The 26,147-nt window shown below is 58.3% G+C and carries 23 protein-coding genes and 1 pseudogene; 16 read left to right on the top strand and 8 right to left on the bottom strand.

Going from position 1 to position 26,147, the window contains the following annotated elements; genetic code table 11:
• Positions 1-26: 26 nt before the first annotated feature.
• The gene (locus NRS07_RS19260) at positions 27-752 is read right to left on the bottom strand and encodes a GIY-YIG nuclease family protein (protein WP_259213757.1); all 726 of its coding nucleotides are present in this window, start codon (positions 750-752) and stop codon (positions 27-29) included.
• Between the two features lie 444 nt (positions 753-1,196).
• Between NRS07_RS19260 and NRS07_RS19255 the strand changes: the two genes are divergently transcribed.
• Together NRS07_RS19255 and NRS07_RS19250 are read left to right on the top strand one after the other, a co-directional pair.
• Complete coding sequence (locus NRS07_RS19255; RefSeq protein ID WP_259213754.1) at positions 1,197-1,907, top strand: TIGR02391 family protein; 711 nt, start codon at positions 1,197-1,199, stop codon at positions 1,905-1,907.
• 352 nt (positions 1,908-2,259) lie between these two features.
• Positions 2,260-3,000 carry a hypothetical protein gene (locus tag NRS07_RS19250; RefSeq protein WP_259213752.1) on the top strand — a complete coding sequence of 247 codons (741 nt, stop codon included), beginning with the start codon at positions 2,260-2,262 and terminating at the stop codon, positions 2,998-3,000.
• Positions 3,001-3,106: 106 nt separating this feature from the next.
• Here NRS07_RS19250 and NRS07_RS19245 read toward each other — a convergent pair whose 3' ends face one another.
• Positions 3,107-4,516, bottom strand: a complete 1,410-nt coding sequence (locus NRS07_RS19245) for a competence protein CoiA family protein (RefSeq protein ID WP_259213751.1) — start codon at positions 4,514-4,516, stop codon at positions 3,107-3,109.
• A gap of 611 nt (positions 4,517-5,127) precedes the next feature.
• On the opposite strand from NRS07_RS19245, the gene NRS07_RS19240 reads away from it, so the two are divergent.
• The 3 genes from NRS07_RS19240 to dnaB all read left to right on the top strand — a co-directional run bounded on the left by NRS07_RS19240 (position 5,128) and on the right by dnaB (position 7,835).
• Positions 5,128-5,517: a hypothetical protein gene (locus NRS07_RS19240; RefSeq protein WP_259213749.1), complete on the top strand. Its 390-nt coding sequence runs from the start codon at positions 5,128-5,130 to the stop codon at positions 5,515-5,517.
• Between the two features lie 269 nt (positions 5,518-5,786).
• Complete coding sequence (locus tag NRS07_RS19235) at positions 5,787-6,317, top strand: hypothetical protein (protein WP_259213746.1); 531 nt, start codon at positions 5,787-5,789, stop codon at positions 6,315-6,317.
• 141 nt (positions 6,318-6,458) lie between these two features.
• Positions 6,459-7,835: a replicative DNA helicase gene (dnaB, locus tag NRS07_RS19230; RefSeq protein ID WP_259213743.1), complete on the top strand. Its 1,377-nt coding sequence runs from the start codon at positions 6,459-6,461 to the stop codon at positions 7,833-7,835.
• Between the two features lie 604 nt (positions 7,836-8,439).
• Here the strand turns inward: dnaB and NRS07_RS19225 are convergent.
• The 4 genes and pseudogenes from NRS07_RS19225 to NRS07_RS19210 all read right to left on the bottom strand — a co-directional run bounded on the left by NRS07_RS19225 (position 8,440) and on the right by NRS07_RS19210 (position 11,844).
• Positions 8,440-9,126 (bottom strand): hypothetical protein, encoded by a 687-nt coding sequence (locus tag NRS07_RS19225; protein WP_259213742.1) that lies wholly within the window; start codon positions 9,124-9,126, stop codon positions 8,440-8,442.
• Between the two features lie 121 nt (positions 9,127-9,247).
• Positions 9,248-9,493 (bottom strand): annotated as a pseudogene (locus tag NRS07_RS20370) (DUF2726 domain-containing protein); the annotation flags it as partial.
• A 249-nt stretch (positions 9,494-9,742) separates the two neighbouring features.
• Positions 9,743-10,381, bottom strand: a complete 639-nt coding sequence (locus NRS07_RS19215) for a thiol-disulfide isomerase (RefSeq protein WP_259213739.1) — start codon at positions 10,379-10,381, stop codon at positions 9,743-9,745.
• On the bottom strand, positions 10,378-11,844 hold the full coding sequence (locus tag NRS07_RS19210) for a GspE/PulE family protein (protein WP_259213738.1): 1,467 nt from the start codon (positions 11,842-11,844) through the stop codon (positions 10,378-10,380). Before NRS07_RS19210 ends, NRS07_RS19215 begins: the two co-directional genes overlap by 4 nt.
• A gap of 145 nt (positions 11,845-11,989) precedes the next feature.
• On the opposite strand from NRS07_RS19210, the gene NRS07_RS19205 reads away from it, so the two are divergent.
• From NRS07_RS19205 to NRS07_RS19175, 7 genes are all read left to right on the top strand, one after another.
• Entirely contained in the window at positions 11,990-13,180 is a 1,191-nt protein-coding gene (locus tag NRS07_RS19205) for a hypothetical protein (RefSeq protein ID WP_259213737.1), read from the top strand.
• On the top strand, positions 13,177-13,698 hold the full coding sequence (locus tag NRS07_RS19200; RefSeq protein ID WP_259213736.1) for a hypothetical protein: 522 nt from the start codon (positions 13,177-13,179) through the stop codon (positions 13,696-13,698). The genes NRS07_RS19205 and NRS07_RS19200 overlap by 4 nt, the downstream gene beginning before the upstream one ends.
• On the top strand, positions 13,695-15,122 hold the full coding sequence (locus NRS07_RS19195; RefSeq protein ID WP_259213735.1) for a hypothetical protein: 1,428 nt from the start codon (positions 13,695-13,697) through the stop codon (positions 15,120-15,122). Before NRS07_RS19200 ends, NRS07_RS19195 begins: the two co-directional genes overlap by 4 nt.
• On the top strand, positions 15,119-16,585 hold the full coding sequence (traN, locus tag NRS07_RS19190; protein ID WP_259213734.1) for a conjugal transfer protein TraN: 1,467 nt from the start codon (positions 15,119-15,121) through the stop codon (positions 16,583-16,585). The genes NRS07_RS19195 and traN overlap by 4 nt, the downstream gene beginning before the upstream one ends.
• An 18-nt stretch (positions 16,586-16,603) precedes the next feature.
• On the top strand, positions 16,604-16,963 hold the full coding sequence (locus NRS07_RS19185) for a hypothetical protein (protein WP_259213733.1): 360 nt from the start codon (positions 16,604-16,606) through the stop codon (positions 16,961-16,963).
• Between the two features lie 2 nt (positions 16,964-16,965).
• Positions 16,966-17,835, top strand: a complete 870-nt coding sequence (locus NRS07_RS19180; RefSeq protein WP_259213732.1) for a hypothetical protein — start codon at positions 16,966-16,968, stop codon at positions 17,833-17,835.
• Between the two features lie 150 nt (positions 17,836-17,985).
• Positions 17,986-19,260, top strand: a complete 1,275-nt coding sequence (locus tag NRS07_RS19175) for a DUF1173 domain-containing protein (RefSeq protein ID WP_259213731.1) — start codon at positions 17,986-17,988, stop codon at positions 19,258-19,260.
• Between the two features lie 218 nt (positions 19,261-19,478).
• On the opposite strand, the gene NRS07_RS19170 is transcribed toward NRS07_RS19175, so the two are convergent.
• Positions 19,479-20,177: a hypothetical protein gene (locus NRS07_RS19170; protein ID WP_259213729.1), complete on the bottom strand. Its 699-nt coding sequence runs from the start codon at positions 20,175-20,177 to the stop codon at positions 19,479-19,481.
• 222 nt (positions 20,178-20,399) lie between these two features.
• Between NRS07_RS19170 and NRS07_RS19165 the strand changes: the two genes are divergently transcribed.
• From NRS07_RS19165 to NRS07_RS19155, 3 genes are all read left to right on the top strand, one after another.
• Positions 20,400-21,008, top strand: coding sequence for a hypothetical protein (locus NRS07_RS19165; protein ID WP_259213728.1), 609 nt, complete (start codon positions 20,400-20,402; stop codon positions 21,006-21,008).
• Complete coding sequence (locus tag NRS07_RS19160) at positions 21,001-22,104, top strand: ImmA/IrrE family metallo-endopeptidase (RefSeq protein ID WP_259213727.1); 1,104 nt, start codon at positions 21,001-21,003, stop codon at positions 22,102-22,104. The genes NRS07_RS19165 and NRS07_RS19160 overlap by 8 nt, the downstream gene beginning before the upstream one ends.
• A gap of 152 nt (positions 22,105-22,256) precedes the next feature.
• Positions 22,257-22,523, top strand: coding sequence for a hypothetical protein (locus tag NRS07_RS19155; protein ID WP_259213726.1), 267 nt, complete (start codon positions 22,257-22,259; stop codon positions 22,521-22,523).
• Positions 22,524-22,603: 80 nt separating this feature from the next.
• On the opposite strand, the gene NRS07_RS19150 is transcribed toward NRS07_RS19155, so the two are convergent.
• The gene (locus tag NRS07_RS19150; RefSeq protein ID WP_373889884.1) at positions 22,604-25,582 is read right to left on the bottom strand and encodes a TrlF family AAA-like ATPase; all 2,979 of its coding nucleotides are present in this window, start codon (positions 25,580-25,582) and stop codon (positions 22,604-22,606) included.
• Positions 25,583-25,847: 265 nt separating this feature from the next.
• On the opposite strand from NRS07_RS19150, the gene NRS07_RS19145 reads away from it, so the two are divergent.
• Positions 25,848-26,018, top strand: a complete 171-nt coding sequence (locus tag NRS07_RS19145) for a hypothetical protein (RefSeq protein ID WP_259213723.1) — start codon at positions 25,848-25,850, stop codon at positions 26,016-26,018.
• Positions 26,019-26,147: the final 129 nt, after the last annotated feature.

Here is a 26,147-nt window from a genome sequence, read left to right as displayed (position 1 = left end):
TCCCGCCGTCAATGCGCGCTGAGTGTTCACGCGCCGCTCCGAACGACAATGGGAGCGCCTGGAGGCGCAAAGGGATGATTCGGCTCCGTGAGCGCTGCCTTGGCCGCCTTCATGTCGCCAAGGCGGCAAGCTGCGAAATACTGTACCAATCGCGCATCATTCTCCCTATCGATTTCCTGCCATTCGATCTCAACCGCAATGTAGTTAAGGATGTCCGTGAAGGGCGCGTCGAACCATTCTCCGTTGCGACGATGGGCCTTGAAATGTTCATGGCACTGCGCCTCAGCTGCGCGCATATCTGCAACCGTGGCGTTCAATAAATTCACCAAGACAGTCCCGTGGGATGCCATTTGCGACCGCTGGCGTCGGCCCGTACCGCTTGTACATCCGATTTTGCTGAGGCCCGTGACCCCGTCGTGCAACACGTAGATTGCCCCTGCACGCCTATCTTTTGGCGGCCGAGACTTCTCAGGCGGAAGTGCGCCGAGCTGCGGGACAAGCGCCCGAAACGCAGCCTCCATATGCTTCCATTCCGTTAGCGGCAAGTCTTGTCCTATGTTACCGGCAGCCGTTCCCACCTTCGGCTGTGCCGTACCTCTGCCGAATGCATCGCTAGCAGCTAATCGTTCGGCCTCGTTCACAACTATTCCCCAACCGAGCAGCGCGAGCTGACGCTCCAAGGTGGCTGGCGAGACATCAAATGTCTTGGCCACCTCAGCAAGCCCGATATTTCGTACTGTTGGCGTACCCACAAAACCTCTCCTTCATCGTTTCCGTCGTCCCTGGCATACGAACTGCATGACAATCCGCTAAACAGAACGGCCGCCTAATTATTATGCATCTTGTCGCCAGAGCTAGCGTGACGAATGGCCCGGATCCAGGGGTGGCATTCGCCTCAAGCCAAGGAATGCAGGCTTTTCGTGCACGGCAGTGAAAGCCGCATAGGAACGCACTTTCGCTACGCAGTACGACGAGTTCTTCTCAGAAAGCAACCGCGTTAGCGAGCAGCGCGAAATTCTTGTCCCATGGCCACGTTTCGAATCCTTCCTCACTTTCGCGCGCGAAAGTAGCGTTAGCGGAGACCATACGCCGGCCCCGACTTCGTCACCTACCGGTCGCGGTGCTCGGCTGGCATGTCGGTAAAATAGAGAGCGGCGCTGTCTGAAACGTTACGATAAAAAAGAAAAGAGGGAAACATGCTTGAATGGTTTATCGAAGTAACCAAGCTGGTGCGCGAAATGCGCACAAAAGCAATTGATGCCTCGAGCCACCTCGAAACTGGGGATGCTAAAACGGCTGCAAACGTACAGCGCTATCTGCGCGACGACTTAACTCGCCTGCAGTATCTTTGGGAGCAGCAGGGCTTCAATTACCGCGAGTTTAATAGCCTTACGCGCCACATCGGGTTTGGTGAGCTCCAGGACTATCGCGACATTGTGTCTCGCGACCTCGCAGAGGTGGAGAAACTGGCCGAGAAGCACGCCATAGAAAGCACTGGCCGGCAGGCTTCAGTCGGATTCGAAGAGCTGTTGCATCCGATAGTTCTTCAGGTCGGACTTCCGCTTTATCGCAGCGGCCACTACCGGGAGGCCGTCCTCAACTCAATCACCGCAATCTTCGATTTGATCCGGGACCGCACCGGGCTCCAACAGGATGGCGCCAACCTCGTGACCGAAGCTTTCGCTATGGAGAGAGCCCGACTTGTATTAAGCGAGCTCCAGACGGAATCCGGCCGTAATGACCAGAAGGGTTTCATGCAAATCATGCAGGGAATGTATCTCGGCATCCGGAATCCGAAAGCACATTCTTTACAACACGATCTCGACGAAAAAAAAGCTGCCGAATACCTCGTGTTCGCCAGCTTGATCGTGCGCCGAGTTGCAGAAGCCGAGCTTCGAACACCTTGATCTTTTCGCCAGACAAACGGCGCACCTAGATGCAGACGGGAACGAGCACACCTACATGCGGATCGATCTCGCGGATCGGCAACGCCGTCGGGTGATCGAACAGAAACTTCTGCAGCCACAATTCGCCGTACTCTGGCCACCCACGACGGCGGTGAGGGGCACGCGCTCGAGGAGCGCTGAGGAGCCGTCGATTGTGACGTGTACGAGGTTGTTAAAGGCGCTCATGGTGTTATCGGAGTGTTGAACGCAGCATTGTACCGGGTAGACCTGCTGCGGCTGTTCTACGCGGCATGGGCGGCGCTATTAACTTTGGAGCCTGTACATTTGGCGCGATTGACCCGACAATGCGGCAATGGACGAGCTCCCACATTTCAAATGGCGCAACTGCTTCGCGGACGTGATTTGCGCCCGCTTCGACGCCGTAGCCATCGCCTATTGGGAGAAGGTGGCCCTGCCCGCGCTGCACCATGCAGAGACGGAGGTAGCGTTTTGGGCGAACAACGACGAAGGTGCCGCCGTCTTCGTCCATAGCGAAGTGGTCGACCAGCAACTCGTCACTGCGTCGGCCATGTGTCTGTCTCTGCAGTCAATCTGGGAACGCCAACTGCGCGCCTACCTGTTGAGCTGCGCCGGATCCACGGATACGAAGCTGAGACACGATTTGCAGCATGTAAACTGGGGCCGGCTACAAATCTTGTTCCACCAGCTTCGTGGCTTGCCATTCAGGGCATTCCTCAGCTTCCCAGATCTCGATCTCCTCGCGCAACTAGGCAATGTCTGCCGCCATGGTGAGGGCCGAGCTGCTAACGCCCTCTGGCGGTCGCATCCAGAGCTTTGGCCGAGTAGTGCCCGGTCAGCGAACTCGGACGTTCCCTCTCCGATCGAGCAAATGCAAATCAGCAAAGAGTTGCTGGCGCGCCTCGTCACCGCTATCGCGGAGTTTTGGCAAATGGTCGGGTATCTTTACAATGAGAGCATTGATGCGAAGCATTGGTCTCTTGAATCGAAACTGTGCGAGCAGCGACTTCGCCACGCTGCGGCGGTCGCGCACCTCAACAGTGTGGTGGCCTGCGCGGGATCCGATGTTCCTTAATAGTCAGGCGGCGCCGGAGCGAGAATCAATCGACCGGCAGTTCGGTCAGGAAGTTCGTAGCGTCGTGGGCAGCGGATACGAATTCCGGCGTATCAGCAAACGTTAACTAGCCTCCGATATTACGTTTAATAACGTCCATAAATTGCGAAACGACCGCAGCGTTCTGATTTTGGCGATTCGTCTTCATCTCTGGTGTTTCATTAACGGAAAGCCCCTTAAATGGGGAGTCCAACGCGAGAAACACAAAGTTATCGCCCTGCGGCGCGCGGCAACCTGGGCAAATATTCATCCAGTATTTTCCGCCATACATCTTCGAGAATCGAAACTGCAGGGTGCGTGGAACCGGCTCAGGTGGTTTTTCTTGGGCAAACGGCACGCCCCGCCACCAGTACCATATGATTTTTTCCTTGCACCCCCAGCAGGGCGCCACGGAAGCGACATATAACGGTTCAGATAGCGGCAGCTTCCAGTGCGCGGCTACCCGTTCCAACTCCGCACGCTCCGCCTTGCAATCGAAACACAACGTAGGTTTTAGACGCATCTGGGCGGGACGCCAATTGAACGGATCCGCTACGACCTCGGCGGCCTCGAGTTCGATCCACGGCAGTTCGAGCTGCTCGGCCTTCTCCCTGCCGACGGCGTGCGAGTTGAAAATCTCGACGGCTAAAACAGGCGTGCCTTCTTTGAAAGCGACGACGTCGCAAACATACGGCCCAATCCTCTCCTCAATTTCGGAGTTGGTAAAAGCAGAGTGGGGCAATTCTCGTTGCACCGGTGACTCGCACTTGCTGCAGGTGCATTGCAGCGTAATGCGAGTCTTGGAATCGCTATGCTCGTTGATTATTTTCGCCACGAGGAGCTTAGCCGTTATATGGCAGAGCGTTTCGCCATCGCACGCCGTGTTCGCTTTGTGGGCAAAGTGCTTCGCCCGCACGACGCCGGCGTGCAAGACCAGCAGCCCTGCGCAGCCTGGGCACGCATACACTGCATCTGCATCTGCATCACGCGCGGGTACCAGATCTCCGTGCTGAGACACGCCATATGGAACCTGAAGCGCGATCGGGGGCTGCAGAGCGTTGCTCTGCTTGGCCGCGGTTGGCGTAGCTCCTGGTGCCGGCGTAGCCTCTTGCGCCTCGGCGGCGTGCTTTTGCGGCGCCTGGCCAGATTCGGCCGGGGGGCGTGACCGCGGCTCCCTTCCACTCGCGCGCATGTATTGCGCCGTGCGCTCATCGAACGCCTGAGTTGGACTCCATGATCGCCGGACCGTCAGCGGGCTCGAGTGAGCTGGCAAACCAGCCGCATGCCTGACGGCTGCCAAGGCAATCTGAGCCCGGCCCGTGGAGATAGGTGCTCGAGCATGACGGTCATGAATCAAATCAAGGAGTTCGCCATCGGTTAAGCCCAGAGACTTGAGCACGCTCTTTTGATAGCGGATTTCCGCAGCTAGATCGTCCCGCTGTTCAATCGCGAGGCTCATCAGCGCTTGGAATTTCGAGATCTCGTTAGACTTTTCCATAAATTACCATAGTGCAGGACCGGCCTCATCTTCCGTCAACAGTAGGTTTGCTGCGAAGAACCTCGGCAGAGCCCCTACTCTAGATTAGGGAACGGGCGAAAACAATGACTTTTACGGCCAGGGCCGGGGCCGGGGCCGGGGCCGGCGGTTATACGCGCGGCGCACCGCACGCGGTCACGAGCGCCTGCAGGACTCTTGCGGAAGTACCAGACAGTCTGGGCGCGAGTAAGCGATGAACGGCCTCTAGTTCATGTCGATTATCAGTGACCTCGTGCGATACCGACCGAGGCTCCGGATCCGAGCGTCATTGTTACCAGTACGATGATCGGAACAGCCGAACGCACCAGCCTGAGGAAAGCGCTGCCAGGTGTACCGTAGCCAGGGGAACCCCTTGAGGGACTTACACGTGCGAAAGTAGCAGAACCTGCCGTCTGCGCCGGCCAGGCTTTCGCGCACGACTACGAAAACAAAGTTCGTTAGACTAGAAAGAAAGTTCGTCATGCTGCCGTTTCGGATGCTTGGCAAGCACAACTGGCCACGATGCAAGTAGGACATTTCGGAAATCCGATGCAGCCCTGGGTTCAATCCAACAATTCTTTTAGGAGAAACATATGGCTGCCAAGGGAGGTGTGGTTGTTCCATTAAATTGGTGCACGTTCAACGAGTTTGATTCGATTCAGCACGATACCTTTACGACCGAGCCTGAGCTTTTAAAGTTGCTCCCCAATGTGTACGCCGTATGTATAGCTCGACGAAATTCAGATCCCAAGGCCATTGTTGGCGGGTTTTTCGTGCGCACCTCGTACACCCACAACGATCCGGAATTTTCGGACGCATTAGCAAAGGCCATGTATGCAGTACCAGAATTCCGAAAATTTGCACCTGAATTGCATTCCTTCCTGCCGGCGAGGGTAAGCGCGCCGTTGGACGTTACAGAAAACGAGATGCTAAAGGTCTTGTTTAGCCAGAAGTTGAAGTTCACTACCGGCGGAAGTGCTTAACAGGACACAATGGGCCGCGCAGCTGCGCGGGCCGGTCAGCACTTGCGTTGTCCCGGTGGGGAAGCGCTTGGTGCAATGAATAGAGTCGTCACGGCCTGATTGCCATTCTCACCACGCCAAGACAACGGTCACGATTCCGTCGTCGAGAAAGCGCACAAAAATTTCAAGTTTTTGCCACTTTTCCATCTGCCAGCCGACAATCTGCAATGCCGTCCCGTATCATGTCTACAGAGGTTGCCATGGGGCAACCGCAATCAAGAGGGTTGGGCATGAACAGTTCGGGTTGGAAGAAAGTCATTAGCGTTGTCGCCGGCGTCGCAGCGAGCGTCGTTGTAGCGGGTTGTGCGTCGAGTCAAGCACCACGGTCGACGGCAAAGTATCTAGGGTACAGCGAGCTGGTGACTCAAGGCCCGGCGCGCCTTTATGCCGGCAGCAGCCTCAAAGAGCGCAACGGGGTTGCGGCCGCGGCTTTGCTGCAGGCGAACCGCCAGTCGACCTACACCCTCACTACCACGGTGATCCTGGCTGGCGGCCAGCAGGCACTCATCCGTCGGCACCTTCCCGCCGGTGGTTTCGACGAAAATTTCGGGCGTGAGACAGAGATGGAATTCAGCATCCAGCCATGCAACCAATTTGGCTCGGAGAACGGTCTGGTCGTGTGCACCGACCGATCGGCACCGCCTCCCGTAGTCATTTCGAAGCGTGTGTGGTTGAAGGGTGGACAGAAGGTTACTGTGCAGTTCCCAGGGAATGTAACGTGGATCTATCAAGTTCTGGAGCAGGCATCGCCACTGATCTGAGCACAGTCGCCGCGGTGGCCACGTCCGCCCGTTCCCGGCATTTGCCGCACACGACGGCGCACGGTACAGTGCTCCACTCGCGGACCGTTTGGCGCGACCCATCCGGGATGACCGATCAGCAAACAACTCGTAAAGAAATCTATGCAACAAAAGGACTCTGAAGTCGACGATCTTCGCATTCCACCCCACTCAATTGAAGCCGAGCAATCAGTCCTGGGCGGCTTGCTTCGCGATAACTCCGCATGGGACCGCGTAAGCGGGATGGTTAGCGCCGCCGATTTCTATCGCCATGACCATCGCCTGATCTTTATGGAGATCATCCATCTCGTCAGCACTGGAATGCCCGCCGATGTCATTACCGTAAGCGAGCGCCTGAAACAATCCGGCAAGGATGAGTTTTGCGGCGGCATGGCCTACTTGAATGCAATGGCACAGAGCACGCCGTCCGCGGCGAACATCAGGCGTTATGCCGAGATAGTGAGGAACCGCGGCGTGATGCGGGAGCTGCTCGTTGCCTTGAACGACATCAGCGAGGACGTCTACAAGCTGCGGGGCGAAGACGTCGCCGCAGTCCTCGACCAGGCCGAGGCGAGGATCCTGAGCATCGCTGCGGAACGTGCGCGCGGGTCTGAGGAAGCGGTCCCGCTACAACCGTTAATTGCGCAGGTGATCGAGCAGATCGACGAATTGAGCTCACGCGACGACGATGCCGGCATAACCGGGGTTGCCACCGGCTTTGTGGATCTCGACGAGATCACCTCGGGACTGCAACCCGGGGATCTTGTGATCGTCGCCGGGCGGCCATCGATGGGCAAGACTGCTTTTGCCGTGAATATTGGTGAGAATTATGCGCTCGCCACCAGCAAACCAGTGACGGTGTACTCGATGGAGATGGGCGGAACTCAGCTGGCAAGGCGGATCCTGGGGTCCGTAGGCCAGGTCGACCAGCAACGCCTGCGCAAGGGAAAGCTGCAAGACAAAGACTGGGTGGGCTTGACGCACGCAATCCAGAAGTTGAACGGGGCGCCGATCTACATTGACGAGACTGCAGCCCTTAGCCCCATGGAGCTGAGGTCACGCGCACGGCGCGCGGCACGCCAGCATGGAAAGCCAGGGCTTATCGTAGTGGACTACCTGCAGCTGATGGTGTCGGACAATAAGGGTCAGAACAACAGAGATAATCGCGCAACCGAAGTGGGAGAGATATCGCGCTCGCTCAAGGCACTGGCCAAGGAGCTCCAGTGCCCTGTCATCGCCCTCTCGCAGCTGAATCGTACGCTGGAGAACAGGCCGAACAAGCGGCCGATCATGTCGGACCTGCGGGAATCGGGAGCGATCGAACAGGATGCCGACGTCATCATATTTTTGTACCGGGACGAAGTCTATAACGAGGACTCGCCGGACAAAGGGACTGCGGAAGTCATCATCGGCAAGCAGCGTAACGGCCCCACCGGAACGGTGCGCCTGACCTGGATCGGGGAATACACGAAATTCGTGAACTACGCCGGGAACCGCTGACCTTGGAGAGAGCGTGCTGCGGAACGAGCTCAAGCGCTTCCCGGGTGTGCGGGCGGACGCTGCGCTAGATCTGGCCGGTGTCGGCGCTGGACCTGGTCACCCGAGCGCTCCAGCTCCGCGTTGGCATGACGGCGGACGCGAGCGGTTCGAATAAGGCATTCTGGACGCGACAGATGGTCGCAGGAGCAGCGATCGGGATCGTGCCTGTAGGCTTGTTTGTTGAAACGAGCACAGCTCGGCTGGAGTCCGTTGGTCCCTGTACGAACCGGCTCCAACCCTCTTTCCTGGATGCCTTGGTTGAGTAGTGTGATTTTTTTCGAAGTTGTTAACATTTGGCAATTCTTCCTGTTTGCTTACGTGCATCGGTTAGTTACGTTTTATGGCAGGTAGATCACTCGAACCGGTAGGCCTCGCCATGCACACCCTGACTTCGTGGAATGCCAACCCAGTTCAGGCATTCAAGGAATTCGTGTCCACTACCGCTTTCGCCGAGACTGGCCGCCGCTTGCGCGCCGACAGCACGCTTCGGGTCCTCTCGGCCGAATCGGCGAAGATTTATGTATCGACGAAAAAGCATCGCTGTGTTCGCGGGCCCCGCATAAACCTACGACCCTTTCACTGACGGGCTATGCGCGAAGATTGCCCTCTCCTCCTGGCGGAATCGCGTGAGTGTCATGCGCCCAGAGACCGGGACTCGGAAGTGCCTGCGTACCTTGTCGGCAATCCCGGCGTCGAAGACATTCGTGGCGCGAAATACCCGGGAGAACGCGGCCAGGCCGAGCGCGCCCATCATAAAAACTGGCACCAGGGTCTTTGCGGTCTCCGCGACATGCGCAGGCGTTATTACGATCAGGTCCTGGATCGTCGACGCGTACAGGTCCGGGCTTGCGAGGCCTGCTATGACAACAATCCAGAACGCCGATGTCGGGATAGCGACAGCCAAGATTCCAGTCAACTTCATAAGTACGCCGCCATAGGCTTGTGCTTGAGCCAGGTAACGCATCCAGTCCCCATGCACTTCGCTGCAGATACGTGCGTAGTCAGCGTCGCGCAGCGTTCCGATCGTCACGCCCTCGAACTCGACCTCCCATACAGCGTCAACACAGCCCGACATCCTTGCTGAAAGATCGTCCATGTAAGCACGTCGCTGGCAGGCCGCTACGGCGCCTGCAAAGCCTGCAACCACCCCACCAACGGTACCAAAAAGAGGCACGATAACAACGACCAAGGCCAAGGTAACAGCGAAGCCAAGCATAGCGCCGCTGCGGCGCAGGTTCCGTAGTTGATTCATTGTTCCTTCTCCTTATTTGCTCAGTCCGAGAATATCTTTGTTGAATTGCCGCCAATGATGGCTTGGCTTTGGAGTGGTAGCGCACCGTCTTTATTCCGGCCTGCTTGAGCCGCGCATCCCGAACCGCATCCCTCTTGGCATCGTGCGTGCGGTCGTCCAGCTCAACCACAACGATGACCGCGCCGGCGGGATTGCAGACCACGTAGTCGGCGCGCTGCTGGGCTATCCTGAGACGGTCGGCATGCGCGGTTTTCTTGTCGGAGCTTGCTGCCTCGACTAGCGCCTGCAGCGAAACCTGGGGGAAGACCAGATGGTGCGGGAGCGCTTTCGATAATCTGAAGAAAAATTCTAGTTCGTTGTCTGTCATTAGTGCACGCGCGCGGTACTTGCCTACCCGTGCTCCGAAGACAAAATTGAGTACGACGCCTATCGCGCCAAGCGATAACGCGACAATAAGGGCAGCTCCTGTAGCCCAAGACGGTAGTTCCGGCATGACAGTTCCTTTAAGCTTTCGCGCGCGAAAGAATTGATTTGGGGCGCAGCAAGAACCGCGCTTTCGCGCGCGAAAGCGGGCGCGACCTGGTCGCGTACCAAACGTGCTTCGCTGCGAATGGGATTACTCGTGAAGCGTGACCATCGAGACGACCGCGTTGACCAGTGTGCTGAACTGATTCGTGTCGCCGCCGGTGAATTCCGGGGTCACGATATACGTCCCCGCGACCGAAACGCTGGGCGTATTGGTGATCTTCAGCTTGCTCCGCAGCGTCATCAACTGCTCGACGTCGCTTTTCAAGATGGGCAGGTTGTCTTCGACCAGGCGGCCCATTGGCACCGGGATGCCAGCTGCCTTGCCGATGCGTTCGATGCCTACCCAGTTGCGCGTGGAGAGCCCCATGTCCTGCACGCCGCGCAGCGATGCCTCGACGAAGTTATTCACGTGTCGCGGATAAAAGCGCTGGACCGCTGCGAATGCGAATGCGTACGTGAGGCCGTCTGCCTTGTTCACGACGGGCGTAAACGCAAACTGCTTGTCTTGAGGAAGCGTATTCGACAGGTTCAGAAAAAAGGGTAAGTACTGTTTCGAGAAGCTGCACGATGGTGAGAAGAAGGCGCGGACACGGAATTCATCCCCCTCGACAGTTTTGACTTGCAAGTACGGACGCAGTTGGTCGACCAGCGGGCTGGCTGACGACGGGGCGGCCTGTGCGGAGCACGTTACTCCGAGCGCCAAGATGGCAATGAGTCGCTTGATCACTTGAACATCCTTTCGAAAACGGCATCAAGAGTGGTTTCGTGGTTCAGTTCTTGCTCGGTGACGAACTTGTCAATGCCGCGCGCCACCTCGCTGTAAGTCAAGCCGAAGCGCCTGGCCAGCTCTGTCCGAAGCGGGTGCGCCGCACCGGCCGAGCGGTTGGTCTCAAGCTTGGTGCGGCAGTCGCTGAGTTTTGCGTACCCCTCTTCCACCGCCCGTAAGCCGGCCATTACCAAGGTCTCGTACTGCAGCTGGCGTGATGCCAGCTTGTACATTGCGTCTGGGTCGAACCGGTCGCCGCGGATGATCTGGCTGATCGGGTAGTCGATGTCGATCGCCTCGATAAGTGCAGACTTGCCGACCTTGGTCTGCGAGACCGTTTCTTGCAGCGGCCGAACGACGCTGAGCCCGTTGTCCTCGAGCCAGGAGCGTTCGTGAATGCCGAGTTCGCGCGGCGCCGTCTCCGACTCGAATTTGTAGACAAGGCGTTGCGCCATGATCAGCTTGAGGGATTCGGCCAAACGCACAGCGTCCCGCGTGCGATCCGGCAGCAGGTCGAGCGCCCTGGACGCGGCGTCGGTCGCGCTGTTTGCGTGCAGTGTCGACAGAACCAGGTGGCCGGTAGAGGCAGCATCGAGTGCGACGTCCATCGTCTCCACGTCACGGATCTCGCCAATCAGGATGATGTCCGGATCCTGGCGCAAGACCGAGCGCAGCGCTTTGGCGAACGTGACCTCGCCGCGTACTGGTATCTGCGTAATCGGCCCCGGGCCGCGGAGGCGATACTCAACCGGGTTCTCGATCGTGACGATGGCGTTCTGCCCGTTGATCAGGTAATTGATCATCGCGTTGAGCAGCGTGGATTTGCCTGAACCCGTCGGCCCCGTCGCGAGGATGAGGCCACTCGGCTCGCAGATAACCCGGCGGATCAGGGCCTCGAGGGCGTAAGGCAGGCGCAATTGTTCAAGCTTGGGGGCGGTCTGCTGGTTGATGATCCGGCTGGTGAACTTCCAGCCATCGAATGTTCTAGCGTACTCGACGCGCACATCGATGTCGTAAGGCTGTCCGTTGCAGTTGCGCAGGTTGTGCTGTTCAGCCCACCAGGCAGGAAAGCTCAACGAGAAACGAGTCGACAACAGGTCGGGGGTGCTCCCGCCCTGTGGCGTATTCGTGAGCTCGAGCATCTTCGTGCGGAAGTGTTTGCCATTGTTGTCGCGGTCGTAGCGGAGGTTGACCATGCCGACCGAAGTACGGATACCGATCTCAACATGGAGTCCTTGCCACTCATGCCCGGAAATATGGACGTCCGAGGCGCCACTGATCACCGCGTAGGCAAACGCGTTCAACAGCGTCGACTCGACAGCACGATTCGCGCCGCTGGTAATCGGCATCATGGCCATCCGCTCGTCCTCGGTCAGACGGTCGCCGTACAGCTCCGGATAGTCAGGTAGGGTGAAATTGCTCATGGGAGTTGGTCAAGTCCGTCTAGGAAAGTTGACATAACTGCACAACAAGCGTACGCAGCCCGAGAAAAAAAGTCAATTTAAATTAAATTTTGCTGCGTTAGCAAGCGTATAATTCTTAATACTGATTGACTTTTTCGACCCGATCATGCCTCTAGTAATCCTTCGCCAGTCCGCTCCACTCAGCGCCGTGAAGCTTGCCGGCCCCGTGTTCCTGACCTTTGCCACGCTACTTTTGCCGGCATCTGCCCAACAGCCGACAGGGCCCGCGCACCCGGCAGTGACGCCGGAAGTTCAATGGAACCGCGACCTGCTCGGATCCGGACGGATCGAGCAGCTTGCCGGCTCGATGGCACAACACAACAAGGCGGCGGAGGCAGCAGTCGACGACTCGATGATCAGCCGGGTCAAGAGGTCCCTCCCCTCGCTTGACCAATTCGGCAATTCACTGAAGTACGGGGCGTTCTCGGCCGTATCGCCCCAGGGGCCGGAGGTGATCAGCCTGATCCGCACCGTACCGATGCGCGCTGGGAAGGATCGCAACGAGATCCTTGGCAAGCTCTTGAACTTCAGCCGCCAGGGGGTACCCGAGGCCCAGAATTTCAGCGGATTCGTGTACGAGTACGGCCTGTTCGGCGCACGACGAAACTTGCAGCTCGCACGCGAGCACTATCGCGCGGCGGCGTCCCGGCGCTATCAACCCGCCGTCTTCAACCTGGCAAACATGGCCTATGTCGGTAAGGGGCAAGCACAGGACGTCGACACGGCACGCGAACTCGTGCATCAGGCGTTCGCGATCGGCGCCGAGTCCTCTGGCAGGGTTTGCGGGCTGGCCAGCTTCATCGAGTACCGCCGCGGCGACCAGGCCTCCGCGCTACGGCTAGGGCAATCTTGTTATTCGGGACTCGCACATATCCCGAACGCGGCCTACAACAACCAGCTGCCGCTCACCCAGCGGATCAAGATGCTGCGCGACTCAATAGGCACGGGTGCTCTTGACGGCTACCGCTGGCTCGAACAGATAACTCAGCGCGCGGAACCGGACCGCGAATTTCTCTACTGCAAATACAGGTTGGTCAATCAGCTCCGAGCCTCCTCGGGCCGGGCGGACGCCAAGGCGCTTGCGCGCACGTGCTACGAAAGCAGCACGGCGAATCCAGGTGGAAGGAATGCGGACGTTGCCGTTCAGGGGATCGCCTCCTTCGCCATGACTGAGGTCCGCGCCCTGGAGCAGTCGCGCCAGACCAATCGTTTTCACTATCCATGGAGTGTCCCCTACCTGCCGTTCGCACAGCGCGACGTCGACCTTTACGAACCTGTCATGAAGGAAGCTAAATGATGCGATCGCTTACATGGGTATTTGCTGTGCTGCTTCCCGTATCCGCTGCTGCGCAGATGGCTCCGGATAGTCCGCCAATCGTTTCGCTGAGGGAGGGGCGCGCCAGTACCGCCTTGCACGGCTCACAGGGCGCCCAACTGGTAGCTCGGAAGATTAAGGAACGAACTGGGAGCCAGGGGGATATTACGGTCGAGTTCGTCCGCATTGTTCGTTTTACCGAGCAGCCTCGCTGCGGCCGCGTCGGCTACACCCTGTACCAGAAGTCCAGCACCACGGCATGGGGCCAGTTCGGTGGCCAGCTGAACGTCTGCGAGGACGGCGACCCTCCGCTTCGGTTGTGCAGAGGATCTGCTGTCCTGGTACCTGCAAACGCCCAGTGCAAGGACGGCTCATGGCCCGCAGAGACGCCAGAAGTGCAGGCGGCGATGGCGCGCGCGGTCGCGGACGGGAGCCTGACTGGCGAACAGTTCAAGGCGAAATTCGGGGGACGACCGAAGAAAGACGAGGCGAAAAAATGATGAGTAATCGGATATTGGCCGGCCTGTTCGTGTCGTTCGCGGCGAACGGCTCGCTCCTCGTTCAAAACGCACAGACCTTAACGGATGGCAAGGCGTTTGCCGAATCGATGGCCCCGACGGCACCAGGTCAGATCGTCAATCCTGCCGGCGTAAATCCGTCCTCGTGGGCGGCGGGTGCAACGGCGATGCCGACCACGATGCCCTCGGGACTAGGTGCGTTCTCGTCGCCGCTGACCAGCTCTCCGCTTTACGGGACCGCGGCAGCACAAGGCGCGCTCTCAGGCCTTGCCAATGCGAAGATCCAAAATTGCAAAAATTATGTGCCAACTGGCGACCCCATCGCGGACCAGGAATGCGCAGCGGTCAAGTTCATGAACAAGGACTGCGTGCCGCTCACCAGTGCGCAGGCGCAGATCACGGGTACAGTGGGCGTGCCGAGCCCCACCGGCGTCAACTGCACGGACACTTACGGCGCCGGCCAGTCGAACTTCGGATACCGCGAAGCCATTTCCGCCGCCGATCCCGTTTTCGGCCTCACCCAAAACGCCCAGCACAACGCGTCCGCGACCACGACGCAGACCTGCGTCTCGACTCCGATCGTTACCAAGCCCGCGCAGTACGAAACCAATACCTGTTCTAAAATTGTCAGTACCAACCTGAAGGTCTGCAGCCAGGAACTGGCGGTGGCCGTGACCACCAGCTACACGCCGGCGCAGGTCTCGTATAAATGCAATGGTGGGGTCTTGCAGGGGCAGTATTGCGTGAGCACGACCACTAGCCCGGCGACGGCGACCTATAGTTGCCCCGACGGTGGCGCGTTGAACGGGACCAGTTGTGTATCGCAAACGAGCATACCGGCAACGCCCTACCACTCCTGCGAGTCTGGTGAGCTACAGGGGGATCGCTGTGTGACATCGGCGCCGGCCGACGGTGTCCCGTCATGCCCACCACCCGAGTGGTCTTACACGCCGGCAGATATCTGGACACTGACGTACGACTCCAACAACGTCGCCTGGTGCTCGCATAATCCCACTGACCGCGACGATCCGTTCGGTTTCGTTTCCTTTCGCGCAGCGCTCACGTACCAATGTCCGGGCGGCGGAACGCTTTCCGGTGATACCTGCACGACCACGACAACGGCCACGCTGAACTACAAGTGCGATAACGGCACCCTGTCCGGCAGCAGCTGCATGACGGACACCAGCACGCCGGCCAGCGTCACCTACACATGCGCCTCCGGCACCCTCTCGGGCAGCCAGTGCGTGACCACCACGAATACGCCACCCGAGACGGTGTATTCGTGCCCCGGCGGCGCCAGTCCTGTCGGCGACCAGTGCATCACCTATTCGACCCAAGTGAGCTGGATTAACAACTGCGCCCCCTACGAGCAAAGTGCCGGGGTTAAACTGGGAGATCCGAAATGATCCGACCGATCGTCGCCGCCATCGCGGCCGCCTGGCTACTCCCTTTGAGTGCAGCTGCCGAAAGCTATCCGCCTGGTGCGTGCAGTCTGGTGCCGGCATCGCAAACATGCGTCGACGCGACGCCGTGCAAAACCCTGACCGACGGCCGCATGGTGTGTCTGGCCGGAGCGACGTTGCCGGCGGGGGCGCTACCGCTTACCCAGACCTGCTGGAAGTACACCTACGAGTACGCCTGCGATGGCGCCGTTCCTGCGACCTCGTGCACCCCCTATGAAAACAATTCGGCCTGCTCGGTCATTACGAGCTTGTGCACGGACCACAAGGAAGAAAACGGTGCGTGCACTTCCTGGAACTTTACCTACAAGTGCCTGACGAGCGCGGCCGAGACAAGTACCCAGCTGGAATGCTCATCGGATCTGTTCGACACGAGCTCCATGACGGCGCCGGCCAATCAAAACAATACGTTCGTAAAGGCGGCCCTGGCGATGGAGATCGCGCGCCAGACGCAGGTGTATGCGGAGCCCAACCAGACCATTTTTAACGGCGTCGCTGAAACATGCACGAAAGGCTATTTTGGGCTCCGTAACTGCTGCACTGGCATACCCGGTGCCACATCGAATCGCGGCTTCATGCAGAAGATGGCCGGGAACGCAGCCTTCAGTGTGGCCAAGTACGCCGGGGAGAAGCTCATTGATACCGCCTCTCCCTATGTATTCGATGCGATGTACCAGAACGTCGAATACTTCTCGACCGGCCTCCTGATGTCGGTGCAAACAGCCGAGAGCGTCGTACTTCAGGACATGGGAACCGGTTTCGGCCAGGCAGTCGGTACCAATTTCGCGACCCAGGGCGTCACCCTGAGCGCCTATGGTTTCACTTACGGTACCGGCACCCTCAACATGGGATCGGCGCTCCCTGGAACCATCGACCTTTCCAGCACGTTCGGCATGTCCGCCGGCGAAGGCTTCGTCACCTTCAACCCCTATGTGTTCGCCGCCCAGCTCGTCATCCAGTATCTCATGTCGCTCGCCCAGTGCAGCGAGGACGAAATGATGTTCCAGATGCACAAGGGAGCGAACCTGACCCATTTCGTGCGCGAAGAATGCACGAGCAGCGTGCTTGGTGGTTGTGTCGAGCATACGCAGCATCACTGCTCGTTTAATTCGGTGCTGGCGAAGATCATCAACATCCAGGGCAAGACGCAAATGGGGAAGGACGTCGCGGACTGCTCTGGCCTGACGCCGGAGCAGGTCAGCCAGCTCGATTTCACACAAATCGACTTCAGCGAGTTCACAGGCAAGTTGCTCGATGAAGCACAGGCCGGTCTTCCAACTGACGTCAAGGGCAACTACACCCCTGTCGTCGAGAACACCGACAAAGGCGCGCTGCAGAATCCAGGCAACGGCCTGGCGTATCCTCCCGGCGCCGCACCCGTTGCGCCGCCGCCACCGACCACCCCCTAGTCGAATGAAAGGCACCCGATGAAAGTCTTCGATTCTTCCCCCGGGCTCACGATAGAACAGCCGCGGCGCCGCTGGATCGCCGTCGCCCTCGCGATCGCGTGTGCGACCTGCATCGCGCTCGGTGGCGGGCTCTTCTACCAACACACGAGCTATGAAAACCAGCTCCAAAAGGCCAATCAGGACCTGGCCACTGCGCAGGCAAACGCAGCGGAGCTGCAGACAAAGCTCACCAACATGACGGAAAAACTTGACGCTACCGGCTCGGCCGTTAACAGTTGCACAAGCAATCTCGCTGCCGAGACGTCGAAAGTCGCGGCATTCGCGAAGCAGGCAGCAGCTTGCGAAGTCATCCGGCAAAAACTCCACCTGAAAGGCTAACGATGCGTGCTTTCGCTCTCCTGGTCGCTGGTATTCTTCCTTCCGTCGCTTTCTGCGCTCCTGCCCACTTCGATGTCGGGGACGCCCACATCATCGTCGTCCGTCCCGTCGACAGTTGGGACCCGAACAAGACAACTTCCTCGTACTCGCTCGACAGCATTCGCTCCAAGAATTTCGGCTTCCAATACATAGACGCTTCGGGTGCGAAGATCGTCCCCAGTTCCGGCGGTATGTTCAGGGAGAAGCGGGCAACGGCGTTGTCCGACGAAGTTTTCAAGATCATGGTCGCCAACGGTTTCGGTAACAAGGGTTCGCACGTGTATTTCGTGAGCGGTCCGATCAGGCTGCAGCCGGGCCAGATGGCCGATTTCACGCGCGCGCAAAACCAGCTGTATCGCGCATCGGTGGTACAGCAAGGCGATCCCGCAAGTATGGGTTCTCGGGTCGCCGCGAAACAGGCGGCCGGCGTTTTGGCGACGGCTGCATTGGCCGGATTCGGCGTGCACAAGCTGGGCGATGCAGTCAACCTGTCACAGTACAGCACCCTGTATTCGGACATTTCAAATCTGGCCGGAGGGGCAAGCGCAGCCCTGCTACCCGTACCGCTACCTGACTTCGACTTCTCAGGTTTCGCCGAGATTGAAGTCAGGCGGGTAACGGACAACGCGGGTCATATCGGAGAGATCGTCATAGCGTATCGCAAGCCGAAAACGGAAGCGAGTGAGCAAGCTGCCTTGGCACAGGCGATTGCTGCGGCTGGGGGTGTCGGCACCACGCCACCGGAGGTTGAGACCGCGCGCGCCGCAGACTACGCGCAGCGCCTTTCGATCTGGACGGAGTGCCAAGCGACACCCGGCTGCGTCCAACAATGACTTTCGCGCGCGAAAGCGAGACAGACATGACCAACGACACAGGTAAATTCCGCCGCGCCGCGTCGCGGGGTGCACGAGTCCTCAACTGGGCCGCCTTCATCATCCTGTTCATTTTTATCGGCATCGCGGTTACCAATTGAGGAGCAGACAATGTTGCGGATCCACGATGAGCTGTTTGAACTCTCCGACCCGGGCCTGGCCACCGCCTTGGCCTCCGTTTACGGTACCAAGGTGCGCCCGGTCTGCATTTGTCGAACGGGCGGTGTGGAGATGTACATCGCAAAGATCTCCGGCAAATATGCGGTAAAGCGCATGCCCAACACCGGGCCTGACCACGCGCCCGACTGCGACTCCTACGAGCCGCCAGCCGAGCTTTCGGGACTTGGTCAGCTGGTCGGAAACGCGATCGACGAAGACGCCGAGGAAGGCCTGACCACACTAAAGCTCGGGTTTTCCCTGACAAAGGTCGCGGGCAAGAGCGCGCCCTCCCCTGGCACGTCCGAAAAGGACAGCGTCAAGACGGACGGGAACAAGCTTACCCTCCGCGGGACGTTGCACTACCTGTGGGAACAGGCTGGTTTCAACCGAAGGTCGCCAGCGATGGAGGGGAAGCGGTCCTGGGCCGTGGTCCGCAAATACCTGCTCTTGGCCGCCGAGAACAAGATGGCCAAGGGAGGCGCTCTGCTCGAGCGGCTGTACGTTCCCGAACCGTTCACTGCCGACAAAAAAGCGGAGATCGCGCAGCGCCGCATGGCGCGGCTGGCGAAAGCGTCTGCGCCTGCGGGAGCGACGCGCCAGTTGATGATCGTGGTGGGCGAAGTCGCCGAAATCGGCAAGGCCCGCTTTGGGTTCAAGATTCGATTCAAGCACGTGCCGGACTGCGACTTCATGATGAACGAGGACTTGCACACCCGTTTGCAGAAGCGCTTTGCTACTGAGATCGAGCTGTGGAATTCCAACTCAGCGAACGGAGTTCACCTGATGGCGATCGCAACGGTTGGTGTCGGTCACACCGGTGTTCCCTCTTTCGAGGAGATCGCCCTGATGGCCGTCTCGCCTGGCTGGGTCCCGTTCGAGAGCCAATTCGAGCTGATGCTCCTGAATACGCTTGGAGAAAAAAAGCGTCGCTACGTGAAAGGCCTGCGGTACAACCTTGCCTCGACCAGCCCTCTGGCGACGCTCGTGCTGTCGGATACCGAGCCGGATCCAACTGCGCTATACGTCGTGCCCTTCGGCGCGTCGGAGGACTATCTGCAGGAACTGGATCAGCTCATCGAGAATAGCAAGCTGCCTTCCTGGAAGTGGGAGCCAGGAACTGCGGAGCTTCCCGCATTTCCCTCTGCAGCTGCGCCAAAGCCGTACCGGAAACAGCCCGCGCCTTCGGAACCCAACCAGGCGGGGGAAAGTCTGCCTGCGATAAGCTAACATCCATATTTGGCCGGCGCTGGCAGCCGCTCGCCGCGATTGCGGGCGGCTTAGCCGACGTGCTGGTCGGCAGTGACCAGCTGCCGACGCGACCTTGTGCCGGCGTCACGAACGACGGCGCTGATTAACCGGCGGAGCGCGGGATTTGACTTCATAGCACGTACTCATCACCTGCATATTTCTGGCCTGCTGCGAACGATAATTACTGGGCAATGCGATCATTCGCCGCCTCCCTTGCCCGACAAGCGGGCAATCAAGGCTGTAATCGCTTTCGAAGTCAGAGCTGTTTTGGCCACGTCCGAATGCCCTGTTACACAGAGGGCAATAATCCCGAACACAATGATCCCCACTTCTTCGTTTTGCGCGGTAGTGGCGATGTAAAGCGCACCTAATAAGGACAGATAGGTAATAAGGCCACGGCCTTGACGAGGCAACGGAGACGGAGACTGCGGAGGAGGGAACTGCGGAGATGTGATCTCGCCAGTAGGGATACTCGGCGGATGTGCAGAATTGATACTGCGAGTTTTGGAGCGGGGCTTTTTGGATTTGGAGGGTGCGCGCGGGGGCCCGTCGCCGTCGCTGCCGCCGCCGTCTCCCCCATCGCTGCTGCCGCTTGCCGACTTCGCGCTCTTTTTCGAGGTTGACTTCTTGCCAGTTTCGGCCGCTCCATTTTGACCGCGACGCAAAAGATGGTCATCAACCCGTACCACGTGCATCTCTCGTCGGACCCGGTCAATAATTTCCATGGTCTTGTGGAAGCGTTCAATGTTTTCCAAAGCACGGCGTTGTGAGGCATTTAGTGAACGCCATACCCCCGATGCCTGCTCTTCGATGGCTTCCACTTGTTCTAAAACGCGCTGAACGGCTCTCCAGCTTCTCAGCATACGCTCCTTGGATGGTGAAATTGCAGATGTCATAATTTTCCCTTAAAAATGCCACATGGCACTTTGATTCTAACCCGTCCTTACGCCCTGTAACCTAATGTCGGTACAACCCTTAGAGTGGCTTGGTTTTTTTTGCATCAAGGCCTATTGTGGCTGATCGCGACAAATCGAGGAGAGGTGGACAGAATTAAAAGCGGTTGACAAATTAAAGATTTCCCATAAAATGCCACTCAGTACATTTTTCTGGGGAAATTTATGCAACCTGAGCGTCCAAGCAACGTCCATCCCGATCTGACTGACGAACGACTCCAGGCCCTCGCTACTTTTTTTGCGAATACCCGCAGCAGCGTAGCGTCCCTGCATGATCCGTTCGCTGGCGATGACGCGTGGGCGCTCGGATGCCGTAGCTTTGCCCGCTGGCGCAATCTTTTGGTAGGCAAGATCCAGTCTGGCGAATGGCCATGGTTCAAAGTGCTCGATCCAAGCATGCACTTTATTTTTGGCATCGGTGACGTCCCAGTACGCTTTTATCGCGGCACTGTGAAGCGCCCGCCATCGCGTACTCTGGCACAAAGCGCGCAAGAGTTAACCCAGCTATCGCTCGCCTTCCCTATGGATAAAGCACAACATCGGGAGTTGTACTGGCGGTTCGCGATCGAAACGGATTTTTTGGGAGAACCTAGTAAAGTTGTTTTCGCTGCGCTAGCAAAAGAGGATGGGGCGGCCATATATCATTGGGAAATACAGTTTGAAAAAGTTGATGTCGATGTGAAGCTGGATGTGCGTGATGAAGACATGATCGAGTTGCCCCCGCCGGCCGTCGTAGTACCATTAGTTAAGAAAAAAGCAACGCCGAATGAATGAACATGTTTTTCAGGGGGCAAAACTTCGGATTGCCCGCCTACTCAACGGTTGGACGAAAGCTGATCTGGCGGAACGCCTGCAGGTGAGCCGGCAATATATCCACACCTTAGAAATAGGCGACAAGCCTGCCAGCCAAGAGCTAATAGCGGCGTTGTCGCTCCTGCTCAAAGTCCAACCAAGCTTCTTCTTCGAATTATTGCCGACCGAAGTGCGGGAAGAGGAATGCCATTTTCGCGGTCGGAAATCGATGCCCGACAAGGTGGCCGACCAGATCATTTCGCACGGTACTGCTCTCGAACTCATTGTCCGTCTGTTAGACCAGACGCTGTCACTCCCAAAGGTTAATTTTCCATCAATTGAGGTCCACACCGACGACGACATCGAGCATGCGGCCAGTACTTGCCGCCAACTTTGGGGGCTGGGAATGGGACCAATCGCCAGCATGTGTCGCGTGCTCGAAAATGCGGGCGCCGTGGTCACTTTCTTCCAAGGCGATCGACATGAAGTCGACGCATTGTCGATGGCACGCGCGCGGCCCCTCGTAATCCGCAATTCGCTGAAAGCAAGTCCCGGTCGCCAGCGTTTCGATCTCGCGCATGAATGCGGGCATTTGGTGATCCACCAAGGTGTGGCCACAGGGGATGATCTCACCGAAGGCCAAGCGAATCGATTTGCATCCGCATTGCTGATGCCAAGATCTACATTTGCAAGTGATTTCCCTTCAATGCCCAACCGTATTGATTGGCAGATAATTTACTCGCTAAAGGTGCGGTGGCGAGTCAGTGCGAAGGCGATCCTCCGGCGAGCACACGATCTTGGTTTACTTAATGCAGTTCAATACGCAGCTGGCAACAGATTCTTGAGTCAATCAGGGCAAACGAAGGTTGAGCGATTTGATGAACGCATCCCAATGGAGGAACCGGAGCTCCTGCGCAGTGCAATTGCTGCATACGCCCAGGCGTTTTCGTCGTCGCCGGCAAATTTCGCCCGGCAGATAGGGATGACGCCTGCATTGGTTGAGCAGTTAGTTGGCATTAAAGCATTGCGTGAACAGGGAGCAGGCGCTCCTGCATCCATCGCAACTGCAGGGTTCTAGAGCCACCAGAGCGTCGTGAGCAGTGAACTGCGCTTATTAGAAGCCAATGATTGTTATATTGCCCGAGAAGTGAAGTCCACGGAAAGGCCCTCCGGATAAAGACAGAACTGGCGCTTGCGCCCCGCACCGGCCGGCAGCCGAATACGAGAAAAATGAAAAAAGAAGCTAACCTCGCCAACTTTGCCTTCCTGCCAGTCACCGAAGGCAATTCCTTGGTGTACACCGAAGCGAATCAGAAGATCGCTAAAGGCATGGATAATGACGATGATTATTTCGACGAGATTGCGCTCGATGGAACGGTCGTTGCGAGGTACTACGTCTGGCATCACATGAGTACTTACCCACCTTTTCCTGCAAGTGCTGGCTGGAAGAAATTTGACCTCGCTGGCGTTGAGATCGCCAGCGGTAACAAACACTAAGCGTCGCGGAAAACGCCCAGCAGTACAACGCGGCCTTCGTCGATCGCTCGCTTTCCCGCCACCCTGCAGGCTGTCTCGTCTCACACCATGACGCGCAGCCTCTTAGCCCGCTCTTGGAAAGCGCGCTTACCGCCCTCTAAGATGGCGCACACTGCTTCGCGTATCGCTGGCTCCTCCAGGCCACCGGAGATGTAGGTTATTCGCGGCAGGCTCCCTCGCTCATGACTACCGCACCGCGCGACGATGACTTGATCGGCGTCGGTGTTGACGACTAAATTCGCGTTATGGGTAACAATGATCACTTGCCGTCGCAACTTCGCCCGTTGAAACTCTACGACCAGCTCGTCGTAGACCGACTGAGGATCAAGGTTCTCCTCCGGCTGATCGATAATCAGCGGTCGGTCATCCTGAGCGTCGACTGCCAGGTATAGGAGCAGTAGCACAATACCGCGGGTACCAGGGGAGAGGCGCTCGATCGGAACTCCGTCGAACTCCAACCCATAGCCTATGGAAATGTGGTCGGTGCTGAACAGCCAGGCTGACACCCGCCGCGCCCATTCCTTGGGCTCCATGTCCTCAGGACGATGCTTGCGCAGGTCTGCGGTGTAGATACTCACGAATTGCTGCAGTGCCTCGCCAGCCGTCGCCGCGTCGCCTGTGCGCCATGCATCGAGCAAGGACTCCTCACTGAGCTGCCGTAGGCTGCCCCTTCCCTTGAAGGCACCAGCGGCCCGGAGGTCCAGGAGCGCCTCGCCGGCCTCACACCAGGCAGCAAGGTTTACGTTCCGCCGCACGGTGAAGGACAGCTTGACGAGTGAGCCCCGCGCCTGCGCGATTTGTGCCTTCAGTGGTTCGTACAGCTCCGTAAGCGCACGCTCCTCATCTAGCACCGCCTGAAACACGGCGACATAGGCGTCGCGGCGCTGTTGGCGCAGTGTCTGGATACGCGCTTCCGCGCCCCGTCCCTTTGCGATCTCGGCGTCGAGCTTTGTCATCGCGACTTTGGCCGTCGCAACTCGGTCGCTAATGGCCTTGAAGCGCCGAGAGTTTTGAGCGTCCATCCCCACAAGCTGGCGTAGCCTCGCTAGTTCGCGTTCCAGCAGCAGCAAGGGGTGTTTGGACAGGTCATCGCTCGCGGCGATGAGCGGCACGGTCGCATCGGATTGGGCGACCGACACTCCAGGTGGGCGGTTGCCCTCCAACGTGCGCAGTAGCTCTAGTGTCGCTTGCTGGGATCGGTTGAGGGTTTCATCCACATCCCCGGCGAATACCAGCCCAAACTTGGCCCAGTCGGCAGGTTCCAATTCGGCCTCATCGCGGTTGGCCTTCAAGGCCTCTAACATGTCGGGCAGCTCCCGCTCCCGCAAGTTCTTGATGTCCGCCGCTAGGTGCTGGAGCGCCTCCAATCGGACCTTGGCCTTAAGGACTAGCGCCCGCTTGGCCTCGACGGCTTTGGACATCGTGTCATAGCGCAGAGCCCGTTCGGCGTCGCCTTTGGGCATCAACGCCTTCATGTCGGTCTCATCCTTCTGGATCGCCTTGACCTTTTCTTCGCGCTGCTTGTTCAGCGCCGCGAGGCCATCCTTCCGAGCTTGCTCGGTCGTCATCGCTTCCGACGTCCGGGAGATGGCCTCCACCTGGCGACTCCGGGCAGTGCGCGCGCCTTCCAGACGAATGCTTAAGAGTTCTTGGAACGAGGTTGCATTCAGGCGGTCTCCTTCACCGTGCGCGTCGAAAACCACGCGTTCGATTTCGCGCACTAACGGGTCCTCCAACCCTTCAGATGAGCACAACTGATCGACGAATTGCTGGGACAGATACTGCACGTGCGGCACGTCCCAGAGGTCCTCCGATGCCATCCCGGAGAACGAGTTGGACGTAATTTCGCCTGACTCCCACGTCAGCTTTGCCTCGGATTGCTGGAGGTGGTCGGCAGCCCGGCGCAAGAATGACTTGTCGCTCAAGTGTGCTTGGACCCCCAAGCCTCCCATAGCAATGAAGTCCGCTAGCGCCGTCTTGCCAGAGCCGCGCGCGCCGATAATGGCAATTAGGCCCGGATTTAGCCCGATAGACGATGGCGACATCCACGGTGCGTTGCTAACCGACACCGTGCGGATTGCGTTGCTGGGCAGTGCGCCGCACGGGGGTTCCTTGCCAATATACGCGCGGCCGTCGGGGTTCATGCAGGCTTGGCGCAGCGTCTCAAACGTCGGCGCGCCCTTTAGCCAGCAGAGCCGGTCCATTGCCGGCTTCCCCACTTTAGCGTGGTCGTGCGCGTCTGAGCCGTGCAAGCATGGCTTCACACCGCCCCACTTCATGCTCAGTTCCTCCAGCGTCGCCGAACCCTTGCCTGCATAGAACGCCGCCTGCTTGGGGTTGCCGCTGAAGATGATGTGCGCGAAAGCTTCGATGTTAGTCCGCAACGCGGCAAACGAGCTATCGGCGTCGCGCAGACCGGATGTGCCATCACGCTCGCCGGCGGCCACCGCCACGAGGCAGTTGCTGCGGAACCAGTCGTTCGTCTCCCAGGTCTCGCGCAGGACCTCGAAGTCTATCTTGAACTGGTTCACGCCGGTGGTTAACGCGGGACCGTCATCGATGATCGACAAGTTATGGGCGCGTCCGAGGCGGATCAGTTCCGACCGCTCGCAACGGAACTCGTCCCTCTGATAGCGGAACTTGAAACTCGCCATTAGGCGCCGGATGCGGTCAAGGTGGTCCTTGTCTTCTGGGGAGAATAGAAGATGCGCATTGATTGCCGAGTTGCTCCCGGTGCCCAGGGACAGGCGAACTTCAACATTTGGGAATAGCAGCTCCACGCCCGGTAAGCTCCCCGCCGCCTTAGCGTGTAGCGCCTTCTCGTACGTGTCGACGAGGAAGTAGTCCGTGATGCCTAGCACCCGGATCGGCGGGTCCTGTCTGTCTACCTGCGAGATGAACTCGCGCCAAGGATCCGTGCCGGAATATTGGTCATTCATCGCCGTCCCCGGGGCATGAATGTGCGGATCCCAGCGGTGCCATAACGCCCCTCTGGAAGTGTCAATCTTGTGTCTGCTCATCTTGTTATCCTCTTTCTGGAGAACAAGTGTAGGGTTTCGGTGCTTTCATGACAAGCAGAGGTTTTTCTCAAGCGCTCTCAGTAGCACAAGGTCACGCCCCTGCCTTTTTCCGACCGGGGTTACTCTTGATAAAATATATTATCAAGAGTAAAAACGGGCCAAGGTAGGACTAGGCCCAACCGCGGGGGGTATTAGGAAAAGTGCTGAGTAGGCGCTAAAGTCGTGACAGCAGAATGGTGGTATCCACTCATACCGGAGCGTCACGATGAAGCAGCAGCGAAAACATGTTCTCGAATTTTTTCAGAAAGATCCCTGGCCAGTACGTCTGGTTGTGCTGGCAATGTGGCTGACTTTTTTACTGATACTGGCGGGCTTGCTCTCGGGGCTGTCCGATAAACTGAAATGGCTGGCCTTTTTACTAAAGGGGCTCCTTTGACGTCCTCACTGCCAATCCACCCTGCCAACGGTTCACTCACGGAGGAGCGGTTTTTCCCACCGCGTCGCTCAAAGTGACGGAGGGGCCAGGCCACTTATTGGGCGACAGGCCGACACAAGACCCCGTTTT

The organism is Massilia sp. H6 (assembly GCF_024802625.1).
In the GTDB taxonomy this organism is placed as follows: domain Bacteria; phylum Pseudomonadota; class Gammaproteobacteria; order Burkholderiales; family Burkholderiaceae_D; genus Telluria.
Note: the sequence above shows the minus strand (reverse complement) of the source record. Positions and strands in the feature narration are given on the sequence as shown.